General features: G+C 70.1%; 15 protein-coding genes and 2 pseudogenes. 15 read left to right on the top strand and 2 right to left on the bottom strand.

What is annotated here, in order from left to right; translation table 11 throughout:
* Positions 1 to 282: 282 nt before the first annotated feature.
* Positions 283 to 455 (bottom strand): annotated as a pseudogene (locus tag KBB57_RS11615) (alcohol dehydrogenase catalytic domain-containing protein); the annotation flags it as partial.
* Between the two features lie 242 nt (positions 456 to 697).
* On the opposite strand from KBB57_RS11615, the gene KBB57_RS11610 reads away from it, so the two are divergent.
* The 3 genes and pseudogenes from KBB57_RS11610 to KBB57_RS11605 all read left to right on the top strand — a co-directional run bounded on the left by KBB57_RS11610 (position 698) and on the right by KBB57_RS11605 (position 1,753).
* Positions 698 to 949, top strand: a complete 252-nt coding sequence (locus tag KBB57_RS11610) for a helix-turn-helix domain-containing protein (protein ID WP_290750184.1) — start codon at positions 698 to 700, stop codon at positions 947 to 949.
* A 61-nt stretch (positions 950 to 1,010) separates the two neighbouring features.
* A pseudogene (locus KBB57_RS20120) lies at positions 1,011 to 1,127 on the top strand (hypothetical protein); the annotation flags it as partial.
* Entirely contained in the window at positions 1,079 to 1,753 is a 675-nt protein-coding gene (locus KBB57_RS11605; RefSeq protein WP_367272680.1) for an IS630 family transposase, read from the top strand. The pseudogene KBB57_RS20120 and the gene KBB57_RS11605, both read left to right, overlap by 49 nt.
* Positions 1,754 to 1,769: 16 nt before the next feature.
* Here KBB57_RS11605 and KBB57_RS11600 read toward each other — a convergent pair whose 3' ends face one another.
* Complete coding sequence (locus KBB57_RS11600) at positions 1,770 to 2,495, bottom strand: aldehyde dehydrogenase family protein (protein ID WP_290750179.1); 726 nt, start codon at positions 2,493 to 2,495, stop codon at positions 1,770 to 1,772.
* A gap of 226 nt (positions 2,496 to 2,721) precedes the next feature.
* On the opposite strand from KBB57_RS11600, the gene KBB57_RS11595 reads away from it, so the two are divergent.
* The 12 genes from KBB57_RS11595 (at position 2,722) to KBB57_RS11540 (ending at position 15,330) form a co-directional block, all read left to right on the top strand.
* Positions 2,722 to 3,912: an ABC transporter substrate-binding protein gene (locus KBB57_RS11595; RefSeq protein WP_290750176.1), complete on the top strand. Its 1,191-nt coding sequence runs from the start codon at positions 2,722 to 2,724 to the stop codon at positions 3,910 to 3,912.
* A 37-nt stretch (positions 3,913 to 3,949) separates the two neighbouring features.
* The gene (locus KBB57_RS11590) at positions 3,950 to 4,813 is read left to right on the top strand and encodes a branched-chain amino acid ABC transporter permease (RefSeq protein WP_290750173.1); all 864 of its coding nucleotides are present in this window, start codon (positions 3,950 to 3,952) and stop codon (positions 4,811 to 4,813) included.
* A gap of 40 nt (positions 4,814 to 4,853) precedes the next feature.
* Positions 4,854 to 5,837, top strand: a complete 984-nt coding sequence (locus KBB57_RS11585) for a branched-chain amino acid ABC transporter permease (protein WP_290750170.1) — start codon at positions 4,854 to 4,856, stop codon at positions 5,835 to 5,837.
* On the top strand, positions 5,834 to 6,601 hold the full coding sequence (locus tag KBB57_RS11580) for an ABC transporter ATP-binding protein (protein ID WP_290750167.1): 768 nt from the start codon (positions 5,834 to 5,836) through the stop codon (positions 6,599 to 6,601). The genes KBB57_RS11585 and KBB57_RS11580 overlap by 4 nt, the downstream gene beginning before the upstream one ends.
* A complete protein-coding gene (locus tag KBB57_RS11575; RefSeq protein ID WP_290750164.1) occupies positions 6,594 to 7,334 on the top strand; it encodes an ABC transporter ATP-binding protein in 741 nt (246 codons plus the stop codon). Before KBB57_RS11580 ends, KBB57_RS11575 begins: the two co-directional genes overlap by 8 nt.
* Positions 7,335 to 7,351: 17 nt before the next feature.
* A complete protein-coding gene (locus KBB57_RS11570; protein WP_290750161.1) occupies positions 7,352 to 8,560 on the top strand; it encodes an aspartate transaminase in 1,209 nt (402 codons plus the stop codon).
* Between the two features lie 55 nt (positions 8,561 to 8,615).
* Positions 8,616 to 9,554 (top strand): nitrogen assimilation transcriptional regulator NAC, encoded by a 939-nt coding sequence (nac, locus tag KBB57_RS11565; protein ID WP_290750158.1) that lies wholly within the window; start codon positions 8,616 to 8,618, stop codon positions 9,552 to 9,554.
* Positions 9,555 to 9,687: 133 nt separating this feature from the next.
* Entirely contained in the window at positions 9,688 to 11,754 is a 2,067-nt protein-coding gene (locus tag KBB57_RS11560; RefSeq protein ID WP_290750155.1) for a hydantoinase/oxoprolinase family protein, read from the top strand.
* Between the two features lie 13 nt (positions 11,755 to 11,767).
* The gene (locus tag KBB57_RS11555; RefSeq protein ID WP_290750152.1) at positions 11,768 to 13,435 is read left to right on the top strand and encodes a hydantoinase B/oxoprolinase family protein; all 1,668 of its coding nucleotides are present in this window, start codon (positions 11,768 to 11,770) and stop codon (positions 13,433 to 13,435) included.
* Positions 13,432 to 14,250: an SDR family oxidoreductase gene (locus KBB57_RS11550; protein ID WP_290750149.1), complete on the top strand. Its 819-nt coding sequence runs from the start codon at positions 13,432 to 13,434 to the stop codon at positions 14,248 to 14,250. The genes KBB57_RS11555 and KBB57_RS11550 overlap by 4 nt, the downstream gene beginning before the upstream one ends.
* Complete coding sequence (locus tag KBB57_RS11545; protein WP_290750146.1) at positions 14,247 to 14,966, top strand: aldolase/citrate lyase family protein; 720 nt, start codon at positions 14,247 to 14,249, stop codon at positions 14,964 to 14,966. Before KBB57_RS11550 ends, KBB57_RS11545 begins: the two co-directional genes overlap by 4 nt.
* Before the next feature lie 7 nt (positions 14,967 to 14,973).
* Complete coding sequence (locus tag KBB57_RS11540; protein ID WP_290750143.1) at positions 14,974 to 15,330, top strand: hypothetical protein; 357 nt, start codon at positions 14,974 to 14,976, stop codon at positions 15,328 to 15,330.
* Positions 15,331 to 15,341: the final 11 nt, after the last annotated feature.

The raw sequence follows: 15,341 nt of genomic DNA, 5'->3' as shown, positions 1-15,341 counted from the left end.
GGCGCCGAAACGAGGGCGCAGCGTGTTGAGGATGGCGCCGGCCCCGGTCTGGAAGCCGCAGCCGAGCGGGGCGAAGAGCGCGAGATCGGTGTCGGCCGGCACGCGGACGACGTTCGACTCGAGCGCGACTGCGTGGGTCGCGAAGGCTGACTGCTGGAAGAAGGCGCCATGCACCGGCTCGGGCTCGCGCGCGCCCTCGGGCCAGTCGAGGGCCGAGGGGGTGGTCCACTGGCCGTCGCGGTAGCGATAGCCGGAGAAGTTCATCTCCATGTGGCGCCAGCAACAGGCGGTCTCGCCCGCGTCGCAGCTCGGGCACTGGCCGCAGGCGGCGTAGGACATGAGCACCTTGTCGCCGACGGCGACGCTGCGCCATCGCCGACGGCGCGGACCACCCCGGCGCCTTCGTGTCCGAGGACGACCGGCAGCGGCGTCGGATAGCCGCCGTCGCGGATCATCAGGTCGGTGTGGCAGATGCCGCACGCCTCGATCTCGACCAGCACCTCGCCCGCCTCGCGCGGGTTGAGGCGCAGGGCCTCGATCGCGAAGGCGCCGCCCCGTTCGCGAAGGACGGCGGCCTTGATGTCGATGGAAGTCATCGCGGTCCTCATACGGTCCCCGCGTGATTGACTCGGGTGTCTGGGATTCCCGGGAGGAATCGAGAGGTTATGCTGCCTGCAACCAAGAAGAGGGGGCAGGCATGGCGCATGTTGCGGGGCACCTCGGCCTCGATGAGTTGCAGGCGGGATATCGCGGGAGCGGCGACGCGACCCTGGCGCGGCACTATCAGGTTATCTGGCTTCTGGCGGAGGGGAGGACCTGTGCCGAGGTCGCTGGTCTGACGAGCTTCGCGCTGCGCTGGGTCGAGCAGTTGCTGGAGCGCTACAACGCCTTCGGTCCGGGAGCCTCGGCGACCGGCGGCGCGGAAACGGCGCGGCGCCGACGGTGCTGACGCCGGCGATGCTGGCAGCGGTGCGGGAGCGGGTGCGGCGCCCGCCCGATGACGGCGGGGTCTGGACGGCGAAGAAGGTGGCGCTGTTCATGGCGGCCGAGCTCGGGCGCCGGTCGCCGAGCAACGCGGCTGGGAGGCGCTCCGCGCGATCGGCTGGACGATCCAGAGCCCGCGGCCGCAGCACGCGGAAGCCGCGACGCCCGAGGAGCAGGCGGCGTTCAAAAAAAGCTTGCCGACGTCGTCGCGGAGGAAGCGGAGCGCCATCCCGGCGCAACGGTCGAGACCTTCGCCACCGACGAGCACCGGATCGGCCTGAAGCCGATCCTCCGCCGGGTCTGGGCGCCGAAGGGCCAGCGCCCGATCGCCCGCGGCCACCACCGCTTCGAGTGGTTCTACGTCACCGCCTTCGTCTCCCCGGCCACCGGCGAGAGCTTCTGGTATCTCTCCACCGGCGTTAGCAAGGAGCTCTTCGAGAGCACGCTCGCCCTCTTCGCGCGCGAGGCCGGCGCCGGGCGCGACCGGATCATCGTCCTCGTCCTCGACGGCGCCGGATACCACACCCTGCCGCTCGCCGTGCCCGAGGGCATCCGGCTCGTCTTCCTGCCGCCCTACACCCCCGAGCTGCAGCCAGCCGAGACCCTCTGGGTCCATGTCGACGAGTCCATCGTCAACCGGCACTTCGCGACGATTGCCGACCTCGACGCCGCCGTCGCCGACAGATGCGTGGCTCTGGCCAACGACCGCCACCTTATCCGAGGTCAGGCCGGATTCCACTGGTGGCCAAAACGAACCAACCCGATCTAATCACACGGAAACCGTATCAGAACGGATATCCGGGGATATCTGCACTCACCGTCACCCACTGCCACTGGCTGTATTCGTCGGCCATCGATGGCCCGCCGGAGCGGGCGCCGTTGCCGGAGGCGCCCATGCCGCCGATCGGGCCGAAGACCTCGTGCACCAAAGTCTGGTCGTTGACGTGGACGATGCCGGTCCTGACCCGGTCGGCGATCCGCGCGGCGCGGGCGAGGTCGGCGGTGAAGATCGAGGTGGCGAGGCCGTATTCCACCGCGTTCGCGAGCTCGATCGCCTCGTCCTCGGTGGCGAAGGTCGTGATCGGCGCGACCGGGCCGAAGATCTCCTCCTTGAAGAGCGGCATGTCGCGGGTCACGCCCTTGACGACCGCCGGCTTGAACATCGTGCCGTCGCGGCCGCCGGCGACGACCGCCTCGGCGCCCATCGCGAGGGTGCGGTCGTAGATGTCCTGCGCCCGCGCCGCCTGGGTCTCGTTGACGATCGGGCCGAGGTGGACCTGCTCGGTCGCCGGGTTGCCGACGTGGAGGGCCGCCGCCTTCTCGCCAAGGATGCGGGCGTAGTCGCCGGCGACGCTCTCGTGGACGAGATGGCGGCCGATGGTGAAGCAGATCTGCCCCTGGTGGAAGAAGGCGCCGAAGGCGGCGGCCGAGCCGACCTTCGCCGCAATTGGGACTTCGCGCTGCGGCTGCCGAAAGGGCTCTGCGTCGGGAGCAGGTTCCGAGACGCCCAATCGGTCATAGTCTCGGCCACCGCGGCCCACGCAGAGTTAGGAGGCGCTGGCAGCGGCTATAAAGAATGACTATGGCGGCAGACCACTGTTGTGTTGGCGAGCGCCGCCACGGCAAGCGTAGGCTCTTCGGAGGGCGATCCATAGTCGCGGATCGAGAAGCCCGCACTTGAGCGTCAAACAGGTGCCTCGCTCAAGCGAGGTCACGACAGACCCAACAGGAGCCGCCATGATTACACCCATCTCGCGTCGCACTGGCCTGATGCTGGGCACGACGATGCTCACCGCGTTGGCGGGCGGGCTGTTCACGTCGCACGCTGCCCTAGCGCAGGACGCCGTCAAGATCGGCATCGTCAGCCCGATGAGCGGCCCGAACGCGCGCTACGGCGCCTTCTCGAACCGCGGCGCCGAGCTGGCGGTGAAGGAGATCAACGCGGCGGGCGGCATCGACGGCCATCAGCTCGAGCTCTACGCCGCCGACAGCCAGGGCACGCCGGTCGAGGGCGTCTCGGCGACGCGGCGGCTGGTCGACCAGGACGGCGTCGGCTTCGTGATCGGCGACGTCTCGAGCTCGGTGACGCTCGCCATGCAGCCGGTCGCCGAGGACGCGGGCGTGCTCCTGCTCAACGCCGCCTCCTCCAACCCGAAGATCACCTACGGCGCCGGCGTCGGCGGCTTCAAGTGGACCTTCCGCAACTATCCGACCGACGAGAACCGCGCCTACGTCGTCACCAAGTACGCGGCCGAGCAGGGGCTGACCAAGTTCGCCGTCCTGTCGGTCGACAGCGACTATGGCCGCGCGGCGATCGAGTTCTCCAAGAAGTACCTGCCCGAGTTCGACGGCGAGATCGTCTCCGAGGACTATTACAAGGAAGGCGAGGTCGACTTCCGCAGCGTGCTGGCGAAGATCCGCGACTCCGGCGCCCAGGCGATCATGATGTACGGCCTCGCCGACACCACGCCGATCGTCGCGCGGCAGATGATCGAGACCGGCATCGCCGGCAAGTTGCCGCTGGTCGGCAACGCCGAGTTCAACACCGAGTCGACGATCAAGGCCGCGCCGCAGGCGCTGGAGGGCGCGATCGAGGCGGCGGCCTGGCTGCCGGCCTGGGACTCCGAGCGCAGCAAGGCCTTCGTCGCCGCCTTCCAGGACGCATACGGCGAGATGCCGAACAACCACGCCTACGTGCACTGGGAGACCATCCACCTCCTCGCCCAGGCGATCGACGAGGCCGACAGCACCGATCAGGCGACGGTCCGCGACGCGCTCGCGAAGATCAAGTACGAGAGCGCCGTCGGCGAGGTCACCTTCGACGACCACAACCAGGCCCGGCTGCCGATGATCCTGCTCAGGGTCGAGAACGGCGAGCCCTCGATCAAGGGCGCCTACACCGCCGAGATCGAGTACCCGACCCAGTAACGTCGCCGCCGCAGGGGGGTAGCCGAAAATGCTGTCGATGATTTCGGAACAGGTCGTCAACGGCCTGGTCACCGGCTCGGTCTACGCGATCGTCGCCGTGGGCATGACGATGATCTTCGGGGTGCTCCGGGCGATCAACTTCGCCCACGGCGAGTACTACATGCTCGGCACCTTCGGGGCCTGGTTCGCGATCGACTATCTCGGCTTCGGCTATCCCGCCTCGATCGTGGTGGGGGTGATCGTGACGGTCGCCATCGCGCTCGTCGTGGGCTGGCTGGTCATGCAGAAGATGGTGGGCGCCCCGGCGGAGGCCGGGGTGCTCGCCACCCTCGGCGTGGCGCTCATCCTGCAGAACGGCGTGATCCTGGTGTTCGGCGGCGGCTACAAGTTCTTCGCCGGCGGCTACATCGAGCCGGTGACGATCCTCGGCTTCACCCTCGCCCAGCAGCGGATCCTGATCCTCGTCGTCTGCATCCTGGTCTTCGTCGGGCTCGAGCTCCTCGTCACCTACAGCCGCTGGGGCAAGGCGATGCGCGCGGTGTCGCAGAACATCGAATGCTGCGACGTCGTCGGCATCGACGTGAAGCGCGTCGTGCTCACCACCTTCCTGCTCGGCTCCGGCCTCGCCGCCCTCTCGGGCGTCCTGACCGCGCCGGTCAACGTCAGCGTCTACGGCGGCATGGGCGAGCTCATCACCTTCAAGACCCTGCCGATCATCATCATGGGCGGCCTCGGCAACGTGCGCGGCACCCTCATCGCCGCGATGATCCTCGGCATCGCCGAGAGCCTCGTCGCCACCTACGTCGGCCTGCAGTTCCGCGACACCGTCGGCTTCGCCACCCTCATCCTCATGCTGATGTGGCGCCCGCACGGCCTCTTCTCGGCGCAGGCGCGGTTCTGACCCCCGCGCCCCTCCCCACGCTCGCACCGGAGGTTTCCCCTTGACCACCGACACCGTCCTCGCGAGGTCCGGTCCCGACCTGCGCCTGCCGCTCGCGATCCTCGCCTGCGCCGTCGCCCTCGCCGCCCCGCTCCTCGTCGGCAACTACGTGCTGCACGCCTGCATCGTGGCGCTGATCTTCCTGCTGCCGGCCCAGGGCCTGAACCTGCTCGTCGGCTATACCGGGCTGCTCTCGCTCGCCCAGGCCGCCTTCTTCGGCATCGGCGCCTACACCGCCGGCCTGATGGCGGTGCACTGGAACACCCCCTTCTACCTCAACTTCCTCGCCGCCGGCCTGGTCTCCGGCGCCATCGCCCTGCCGCTCGGCGTCCCGGCGCTGCGCCTGCGCGCCACCTCCTTCGTGATGTGCACCCTCGGCTTCGTCATCATCGGCCAGGCGATCTCGAAGAACTGGATCAGCGTCACCCGCGGCGACATGGGGCTCTCGAACATCCCCAAGGCCTGGTTCGCCCTCGGCCCCGCCTCCTTCACCGTGCAGGGCACCGTCGGCTTCTACTACCTGGCGCTCGCCTGCGGCCTGATCGGCACGCTCGCCCTCTGGCTCATCGTCCGCTCGCCCGCCGGCCGCAACATGGTGGCGATCCGCGAGAACGAGACGCTGGCGGAAGCGGTCGGCGTGCCCACCTGGCGCTACAAGCTCGTGGTCTTCATGCTCGGCGCGGTCTTCGCCGGCCTCGGCGGCTGCCTCTACGCCCACTACCTGACCGTGGTGAGCCCGCTCACCTTCCAGATGTACTACTCCACGACCATGCTCATCATCGTGCTCGGCGGCGGCGCCGGCACCATCTCCGGCGTCGTCTTCGGCAGCCTGCTCTTCGTCGGCCTGACCGAGGCGCTGCGGGTCGCGCCGGAGCTCAGGATGATCGCCTACGGCTTCTGCCTCCTGGCGCTGGTCTTCTGGTTCCGCCAGGGCTTCGCCCCCTTCCTCACCCGCGCCTGGGCGCTGATCGGAGGCCGGCGATGACCCTCCCCATCCTCGAGATCAGCGGGCTCACCAAGTCCTACGGCGCGGTGGTCGCGGTCAACGACGTCAGCCTGCATGTGCGGCGCGGCGAGATCCTCGGGCTGATCGGGCCGAACGGCTCGGGCAAGTCCACCTTCTTCGACTGCACCACCGGCCTCAACCAGCCGAACGCCGGCAAGGTGACGCTCGACGGCCAGGACATCACCGGCTGGTCGCTCAGCCGCATCGCCCGCGAGGGGCGGATGCTGCGCAGCTTCCAGAAGACCGTGGTCTTCAAGGCGCTCGACGTCGAGGAGAACCTGGTGATCGCCGGGCAGATGTTCACCTTCCCCGACATCCTCTCGACCTTCGGCGTCGGCAAGCGCTCGCACGACCGGATCGAGGCGCTGCGGGTCCGCGCCCGCGAGCTGATCCGCATGGCCGGGCTCTGGGACGTGAAGCACATGCCGGCCGGCAACCTCTCGGGCGGCCAGCAGAAGCTCATCCAGTTCGCCTCGATGCTGATGCCCGAGCCGAAGATCATCCTGCTCGACGAGCCGATGGCCGGGATCAACCCGAAGATCATCGAGCGGGTGATCGACACCATCCGCTACGCCAACACCGAGCTCGGCGTCAGCTTCGTCGTCATCGAGCACAATATCGACGTGGTGACCAGCCTCTGCGAACGTGTCGTCGTCCTCGACCAGGGCCGCAAGCTCGCCGAGGGCACGGCGCAGGAGATCATCGCCAACCCGGCCGTCAGGGAGGCCTATCTCGGTGGATAAGAGCACGCTCGCGATCAAGGAGCTGCGCGCCGGCTACGGCCAGCTCGACATCCTGAACGGCGTCGACCTCGCGATCCCGCCCGGCCAGTTCGTGGCGCTGATGGGCCCGAACGGCGCCGGCAAGTCGACGCTGCTGAAGACCCTCTACGGCATGACGACCGTCAAGGGCGGCACGATCGAGTGGCAGGGCGAGAACATCGCCGGCATGAGGTCGCGGGCGATGCTGGGGCGCGGCATCTCCTTCGTGCCGCAGGGGCGCTGCAACTTCCCGGTGATGACCGTGGACGAGAACCTGCAGATGGCCGCCTACACGCTGCGCGACGACAAGGTCGCGAGCGAGCGGGAATATGTCTACGACCTCTTCCCGATCCTGAAGAAGCGCCGCTCGACGCTGGCCGGCAACATGTCGGGCGGAGAGCAGCAGCTCCTCGAGGTGGCGATGGCGGTGCTGCAGCGGCCGAAGGTGCTGCTGGTGGACGAGCCCTCGGTCGGCCTGTCGCCGACGGCGATCCATACCGTCTTCGAGGAGCTGCTGCGGCTGCACGCCAGCGGCCTGACGATCCTCCTCGTCGAGCAGAACACCAAGAAGGCGATGGAGGTGGCCGAGCGCGCCGTCATCCTCCGCCTCGGCAAGGTGATCTGGGACGGCAAGCCGGCCGACATCACCCACGACGAGCTCGGCGAGCTGTTCCTGACCGGCAAGATGCGCGGCGAGGCCGAGGCCGCCCATTGAACGCTTCGGAGAAAGAGATGACCGCCTTCCAGCCTTCCGCCCGCGTCAACCGCATCAAGGTCTCGCCGACCACCGCCGCGGCCGCCCGCGCCCGCGATCTGAAGGCGGCGGGCCACGACATCGTCGACATGACCGTCGGCGAGCCGGACTTCGACACGCCGGACAGCGTCAAGGCGGCGGCTCATGCGGCGATCGGCCGGGGCGAGACCAAGTATACCGCGGTCAACGGCACGCCGGCGCTGCGCAAGGCGATCATCGGCGACTTCCGGCGGCGGCTCGGCCTCGACTATGCCGACAACGAGATCGCGGTCGGCGGCGGCGGCAAGCAGGTGCTGTTCCTGGCGCTGATGGCCGGCGTCGACACCGGCGACGAGGTCGTCATCCCCGCGCCCTACTGGGTCAGCTACCCCGACATGGTGCTCGCCAACGACGGCACGCCGGTGATCGTCGAATGCCCGGAGGCCGGCGGCTTCAAGCTCACCCCCGAGCGGCTGGAGGCGGCGATCACCGAGCGCACCCGCTGGCTGGTGCTCAACAGCCCGTCGAACCCGACCGGCGTCGCCTACGGCCGCAAGGAGCTGGAGGCGCTCGGCGCCGTGCTGCTGCGCCACCCGCAGGTCTGGGTGCTTTCCGACGACATCTACGACCAGATCTGGTTCCGCGATGAGCCCGCCACGACGCTCGCCGCCGCCGTCCCGGCGCTCAGGGACCGCACCCTCGTCGTCAACGGCGTCTCCAAGGCGCACGCGATGACCGGCTGGCGGATAGGCTACGCCGGCGGCCCGGCGGCGCTGATCGCGGCGATCAACAAGCTCCAGTCGCAGATCTCCTCCTGCCCCTCCTCGGTCAGCCAGGCGGCCGCGGCGGACGCCCTCTCCGGCAACCAGGGCTTCGTCGCCGAGAGCGTCGCGGTCTACCGCGAGCGCCGCGACTATGCCGTCAAGCGGCTGAACGCCATCCCGGGCCTGCATTGCATCACCCCGGACGGCGCCTTCTACCTCTTCCCGAGCTGCGTCGGGGTGATCGGCAAGCGCACCCCGGCGGGCAAGCCGATCGAGACCGACCAGGACTTCGTGCTCTACCTGCTCGACTCGGTCGGCGTCGCCGGGGTCCAGGGCTCGGCCTACGGCCTCTCGCCCTACTTCCGGCTCTCCACCGCCTCGTCGCTCGACACCATCCGCGAGGGCTGCGACCGCATCGAGCGCGCGGTGGCCGCGCTCGTCTGAACGCTTGCGCCGCGCCTGAAAAAGCGGGAGCCTGCCCGGGATCCGGGTGGGCGGCGTGAGCGTAGATTTCCGCAAGTTGAAGAGCTTCGTGAAGATCGTGGACGCGGGCAGCGTCTCGCGGGCCTCCGCCATCCTCAACATCGCCCAGCCGGCGCTGTCGCAGCAGATCGCCGGGCTGGAGGCGCATTTCGGCCACAAGCTGCTGCTCCGCTCGAACACCGGCATCACGCCGACCGAGGCCGGGCTGATCCTCTACCGCCACGCCCAGCTGATGCTGCGCCAGATCGATCAGGCGCAGATCGACATGAACCTCGCCGCCGGCTCGATCGCCGGGCGGGTGTCGATCGGCCTCGCCACCTACTCGACGACCAGCGCCCTCTCGATCCCCTTCCTCAAGGAGATGCGCCGCCGGCACCCCGACATCGTCGTCCACGTCAACGACAGCTTCGGCCATGTGCTGAGCGAGCTGATCATGACCGGCAAGATGGACATGGCGCTGATCTATGGCGAGGGGCCGATCAAGGGCGTCACCCTGCAGCCGCTCTTCCGCGAGGAGATGTTCCTCGTCTCGCCCGCCGGCCTGCGGTTCGACGCACCGGACGAGGCGGCGCTGCCGCTCGCCTCGCTCGGCGGCGTCGACCTGCTGCTGCCCGGCCGCGGGCACTTCCTGCGGCAGCTGATCGAGGCCTCTTTCGCCCGCGCCCGGGTGACGCCGAAGGTCGCGGCCGAGATCGAGTCGGTCTCCGCGCTCACCGCCGCGGTCTCCGGCGGCCTCGGCTCCACCATCCTCCCCGCCTCCGTGGCCGGGGTCCCGGCCGCGGGCGGCGCCTTCGTCCTGCGCCGGCTCGTCCGCCCGGCCATCGAGGCGACGGTGTCGCTGTGCGTCTCCGACCACCTGCCCCTGTCCGAACCGGCCCTCGCCGCACGCGCGGTTCTCCTCGACACGGTCCATACCGCCGTGCGCGTCGAGACCCCGGGCCTTCGCACCGCCTGACGCTGGAGCGCGACCCCATACGCAAACCCTATGGCGGCAGACCGGGGTTGTTTTGGCCAGAGCAGAGGCGGAGCCGTAGCTTCCGGGCAAGGCGGGGGCGCGAGCCGTCCCCGCACTTCAGCCAGAGGACGAGATGGCCAAGCTCGCATTCGACACCGGCGGAACCTTCACCGACTTCGCGCTCCTCGACGACCGCGGCGAGCTGCACCTGCACAAGGTGCTGAGCACGCCCCTGAACCCCGCCGAGGCCGTCGTCCAGGGCGTCGGCGAGCTGCTCGACGCGCATGGCGCCGACATCGACCTCGACGCGCTCCAGGTGCTCGGCGCGACCACGGTCGTCACCAACGCGGTGCTGGAGCGCAAGGGCGTCGAGACCGGCTTCGTCACCACCGCCGGCTTCCAGGACATGCTGAGGATCCGCAACGAGGGCCGCTACGACCTCTACGACCTCAACATCAAGTACCCCGACCCGCTCGTCACCCGCGCCAACAGCTTCGGCGCCGAGGAGCGGGTGGCGGCGGACGGCGAGATCGTCACCGAGCTGAACGAGGACGCCGTGCGCGAGATCGCCGGCGAGCTCCGCGACCGCGGCATCCGCTCCGTCGCCGTCTGCCTGCTCCACGCCTACAAGTACCCGAGCCATGAAAAGCGCATCGCCGCGCTGCTCCGCGAGGAAGCGCCCGACATCTTCGTCTCGCTCTCCTCCGACGTCTGCCCCGAGGTCCGCGAGTTCGATCGCGCCTCGACCACCGTCATCAATGCCTATACCCGCCCGCAGATGGCGGGACACGTCGCACATCTCGAAAGCGAGTTCGCGAACAAGGGCATCCGCCGCCAGGTCCTCTGGATGACCTCGGCCGGCGGCCTCGTCCCCAGCCGCCGCGCCGCCGAGCTGCCGGTCCGCCTGATCGAATCCGGCCCCGCCGCCGGCGCCGTCGCCGCCGCCGAGTTCGGCCGCATCGCCGGCGAGGAGAGCGTCCTCTCCTTCGACATGGGCGGCACCACCGCCAAGCTCTGCCTGATCCCGCACGGCGAGCCCACGGTCGGCACCGACCTCGAGGTCGCCCACTACCAGCGCTTCCGTCGGGGCTCGGGCTTCCCGCTGAAGATCCAGTCGATCCGCATGATCGAGATCGGCGCCGGCGGCGGCTCGATCGCCGCCAAGAACCCGCTCGGCCTGCTCGACGTCGGCCCGCGCTCGGCGGGCGCGTTGCCCGGGCCCGCCGCCTACGGGCGCGGCGGCACGGAGCCGACCGTGACCGACGCCGACATCCTGCTCGGCTACATGGGCACCGACAACTTCGTCGGCGGCGCCTTCAAGGTGTCGAAAGCGGCGGCCGAGGCTGCGGTGGAAAGGCTCGCCGCCGCTCTCGGCGTCAGCGTCGAGCGCTGCGCCTGGGGCATCCACGACCTCGTCAACGAGTCGATGGCCAAGGCCGCGGCCGTGCACGCCACCGACCTCGGGGTCGACCCGCGCAGCCTGCCGATGGTCGCCTTCGGCGGCGCCGGCCCGGTGCATGCCTACGGCATCGCCCGCAAGCTCGGCATCAAGCGCATCATCTGCCCGACCGGCGCCGGCGTCACCTCGGCGATCGGCCTCCTGATCGCGCCCGTTGCCGTCGATCTCTCGGCGAGCCACGTCATGGCGGTGGACGCCTGGGACTTCGACGCCATGGACCGGCTGCTCGACGGCCTCGCGGTCCAGGGCGCCGAGGTGGTGAAGGCCGCCGGCGTCGCCGAGGCGACGATCGCCAACCGCTTCACCGTCGACATGCGCCACATCGGCCAGGGCCACGAGATCACCGTCGCGCTTCCCGACCGCGGCCTCGACCACGAGACGTTCCTGAAGCAGCTCCTCGACAACTTCTACACCCTCTACCGCGAGCTCTTCGGCCGCACCGTGCAGAACTCGGGCGTCGAGGTCATCACCTGGCGCCTGCGCGCCGGCGGCGAGAAGGACCAGGTCACCCGCCCCCACGCCACCACCACCGGCGAGGCGCTGAAGGGCCACCGCCAGGTCTACTTCCACGAGCTCGGCCAGGCGGTCGAGACCCCGATCTACGACCACTACCGCCTGCCCGTCGACGCGCCCCTGGAAGGGCCGGCCATCGTCGAGCAGCGCGAGTCGACGGCCGTCGTCGGGCCGCACGGCACGGCGCACGTCGACGCCCGCGGCAACCTCGTCATCAACATCCGCTGAGGGACCCGAGCCCATGTCGACCACGAACGCGCCGGACTTCGACGATCCCATCAACCTCCAGGTGATGTGGAACCGGCTGATCTTCATCGCCGACCAGGCGGACACCGTGCTCGGCCGCACCGCCTTCTCGCCGATCGTACGCGAGAACCACGACTACGTCACCGTGCTCCTCGACAGCCGCGGCCGGGCGCTCGCCCAATGCACCTGGTCGATCCCCGTCTTCATCAGCTCGCTGCCCGCCGCGGCGCAGCAGCACTTCCTGCCGAAGTTCCCGCCCGAGACGCTCGCGGAGGGCGACGTCCTCGCCACCAACGACCCGGAGATCGGCACCGGCCACCTGCCGGACGTCACCATGATCACGCCGATCTTCAAGAAGGGCCGCGTCGTCGCCTATGCCGGCTCGATCGCCCACCTGCCCGACATCGGCGGCGCGCCGCTGCACTCCGAGGCCAGCGACATCTTCGAGGAGGGCATCCGCTTCCCGATCGTCAAGCTGCACAAGGCCGGCGTCCCCAACCAGGACGTGCTCGATATCATCGCCGCCTCCGTGCGCCTGCCGACCGAGGTGCAGGGCGACCTCGACTCGATGGTCGCCGCCAACGCCGTCATGTCCCGCGAGCTCCTGAAGTTCCTCGACGAGTACGGCCTCGACGACGTCGACGGCCTCGCCCGGGCGATCCACTCCCGCTCCGAGGCGCAGACCCGCAGGGCGATCGGCAGCTGGCCGAACGGCAGCTATTCCGCCGAAGTCCTGCTCGACGGCTACCACGAGGACGTGAAGCTGAAGGCGACCGTCGAGGTCCGCGACGACTCGATCCATGTCGACTACGCCGGCTCCTCGCCGCAGGTGCTGCACTCGATCAACTGCCGCACCAACTACCGCTACGCCCACACCGTCTACGCGCTGAAGTGCCTGCTCGACCCGGACACGCCGAACAACGAGGGCTGCATCGTCCCCTTCACCGACGACGCGCCGCTCGGCTCGATCCTGAACCCGGAGCCCTGGACGGCGGGCAACTCGCGCAACCTGATCGGCCACGTCATCCCCTCGCTGATCTTCCGCGCCCTCGAGGGCGTCGTCCCCGACAAGGTGATGGGCGACTCCGGCGGCGCGCCGATCTGGGCGGCGAACTGCGTCGGCCAGCGCGACGACGGCAGCCAGTACGGCTCGGTGCAGAACTTCCACGGCGGCCAGGGCGCCCGCGCCGAGCTCGACGGCCTCGACACCCTGAGCTTCCCCTCGAACTGCAAGGTGACGGCGATCGAGATGTTCGAGATCGCCGTCCCGGTCCTCACCGAGCGCAAGGAGCTGATCCCCGACTCCGGCGGCCCCGGCAAGCACCGCGGCGGCCTCGGCCAGCGCGCCGTGCTGCGCAACCGCGGCAAGGCGCCGATGAGCGTCTATCTCGCCTCCGAGCGGGTGCGCCATCCCTGCTTCGGCGTCGTCGAGGGCGGCTCCGGCGCCCCGGGCCGGGTCGAGAAGAACGGCGCGCCGCAGTTCCCCAAGGGCAAGATCGTGCTGCGCACCGGCGACCGGCTCAAGGTCGAGACCCCCGGCGGCGGCGGCTGGGGCCGCGCCGCCGAGCGCCCGGCCGAGCTCATCGCCGCTGACCTCGCCGATGGCCTCATCACCGAGCGCGCCGCGCGCGAGGTCTACGGCTGGAAGGAGGCGGCGGAATGACCGGCCGCCTCGCCGGCAAGGTCGCGCTCGTCACCGGCGCCGGCTCCGGCATCGGCCGCGAGACCGCGGCGCTCCTCGCCGAGGACGGCGCCACCGTCGTCCTCGCCGGCCGCCGCCTCGCGCCCCTCGCCGAGGCCGCCGCGGCGATCGAGGCCGCCGGCGGCCGCACCGTCGCCCGCGCGCTCGACATCGCCAGCCGTGAGGAGATCGTCGCCCTCGCCGCCGAGGTGGCAACCAGCGTTGGCCCGGTCGACATCCTCGTCAACAACGCCGGCAGCGCCTCGAAGGTGCTGAACCCGTTGTTCCTCTCCGAGGAGGAGTGGAACGCGACGGTCGACGTCAACCTGACCGCCGTCTTCAACCTCACCCAGGCCGTGCTGCCGGCGATGCTCGCCAAGGGTGAGGGCACGATCATCACCATCTCCTCGCTTGCCGTCGTCAACCCGAACCTGCTCGGCGGCGCCGCCTACGGCGCGGCGAAGGCGGGGGTGAAGAACTTCATGACCTTCCTGCACAACACCTTCCGCAACCAGGGCATCCGCGCCACCACCATCCTGCCCGGCGAGACCGACACGCCGATCATGGACAACCGCGCCCGGCCGCCGCTCGCCAGCGAGCGCGCGGTGATGATGCGCCCCGCCGACGTCGCCCGCGCCGTGCACCTCTGCGCCAGCTTGCCGCCCGGCGCCGTCGTCCCCGAGCTCTCGATCTGCCCGACCTTCATGCGCGACACCTCCGCCGACCTCGACGTCGCCCGCCGGGTCGGCGCCCCCGCCGACACGCCCGATCTGCCGAAGAAGGAAGCCACCCGATGATGGGAGCGAAGCTCCGTAACCGCCTCGCCGCCGGCGAGGCGGTTACCATGTTCAACACCCACCACCTCTCCTCCGGCCTCGCCGTGCGCCTCGTCGAGCTCGGCGCCGACGCGATCTTCCTCGACTGCGAGCACGGCACCTGGGGCTTCGAGGACATCCGCGTCACCGCCCAGGCGATCCGCGGCGCCGGCGGCGCCGGCATCGTCCGCCCGCAGTCGCACGAGCGTCCGCTCCTCATCCGCTACCTCAACGCCGGCGCCGACGGGCTGATGGTGCCGATGGTCGACACCGCCGCTCAGGCGCGCGCCATCGTCGACGCAGTGCGCTACGCCCTGCCCACGAACCACGAGGATCGGCTCGTGGTCGCGATGATCGAGACGGTCGGCGCGATCGACGACCTCGAAGCGATGCTCGCGGTCGACGGCGTCGACGTCTTCTTCATCGGGCCCGGCGATCTCTCCCAGGACATGGGCCACCCGCCGGCGCCGCCTTTCGGCGAGCCGCGCCCGGCGCCAGTGATCGCCAAGGTCGGCGAGGCCGTCGCGAAGATCTGCGCCGCCGGTCGCGTCGCCGGCACCCTCGTCACCCTCGACGAGATGCCCTACTGGCAGGAGCGCGGCGTGCAGTATTTCTACGTGCACTCCGACCCGTTCCTTCGCCTCGGCATGGACCGGATGAAGGGCATTCTGCGAAGCGTTGCCGTCGCGGCAGAGTAGAGCTGCCATGGCCTTCCCGCTCTTCGACCTCTCCGGCCGCCTCGCGCTCGCGGCCGGCCTCGCCGCGCACGGGGCGACGGTCGTCCTCAACGGCCGCGACGAGGGCAAGCTCGCCGCGGCCGCGGCCGGTCCCGAGCGCCGTCGCGCCGTGTCATGCGGGGGCAGCAGGCTTGCACGCAATCGCCCCCGATGCAGCGCGCACGTCTTGCGTCAGCCCCGCGCCCACGCCGGCCGTCCGCCCGCCGCGTCGCCGGGCTTGCCCGCGCCGTCCCGGCGCCCGCGATTGCCGCTCCGCCGCGAGGTCTTGCCGTCGATGGCGACGAGGGAGGCCTTCTCCGGTCAGATCTCGCGCACGGGGTGGTAGCGGGCCGGCGT

Source organism: Amaricoccus sp., assembly GCF_017993425.1.
Taxonomy (GTDB): domain Bacteria; phylum Pseudomonadota; class Alphaproteobacteria; order Rhodobacterales; family Rhodobacteraceae; genus Amaricoccus.
This window is presented reverse-complemented; position numbering and strand designations above follow the sequence as displayed.

Excerpts from the sequence above, each read along its gene's own strand:
- KBB57_RS11610 (WP_290750184.1), top strand. The coding sequence starts at position 698 with ATGGCGCATGTTGCGGGGCACCTCGGCCTCGATGAGTTGCAGGCGGGA.
- KBB57_RS11595 (WP_290750176.1), top strand. The coding sequence starts at position 2,722 with ATGATTACACCCATCTCGCGTCGCACTGGCCTGATGCTGGGCACGACG.
- KBB57_RS11590 (WP_290750173.1), top strand. The coding sequence starts at position 3,950 with ATGATTTCGGAACAGGTCGTCAACGGCCTGGTCACCGGCTCGGTCTAC.
- KBB57_RS11580 (WP_290750167.1), top strand. The coding sequence starts at position 5,834 with ATGACCCTCCCCATCCTCGAGATCAGCGGGCTCACCAAGTCCTACGGC.
- KBB57_RS11570 (WP_290750161.1), top strand. The coding sequence starts at position 7,352 with ATGACCGCCTTCCAGCCTTCCGCCCGCGTCAACCGCATCAAGGTCTCG.
- KBB57_RS11560 (WP_290750155.1), top strand. The coding sequence starts at position 9,688 with ATGGCCAAGCTCGCATTCGACACCGGCGGAACCTTCACCGACTTCGCG.
- KBB57_RS11555 (WP_290750152.1), top strand. The coding sequence starts at position 11,768 with ATGTCGACCACGAACGCGCCGGACTTCGACGATCCCATCAACCTCCAG.
- KBB57_RS11550 (WP_290750149.1), top strand. The coding sequence starts at position 13,432 with ATGACCGGCCGCCTCGCCGGCAAGGTCGCGCTCGTCACCGGCGCCGGC.
- KBB57_RS11545 (WP_290750146.1), top strand. The coding sequence starts at position 14,247 with ATGATGGGAGCGAAGCTCCGTAACCGCCTCGCCGCCGGCGAGGCGGTT.
- KBB57_RS11540 (WP_290750143.1), top strand. The coding sequence starts at position 14,974 with ATGGCCTTCCCGCTCTTCGACCTCTCCGGCCGCCTCGCGCTCGCGGCC.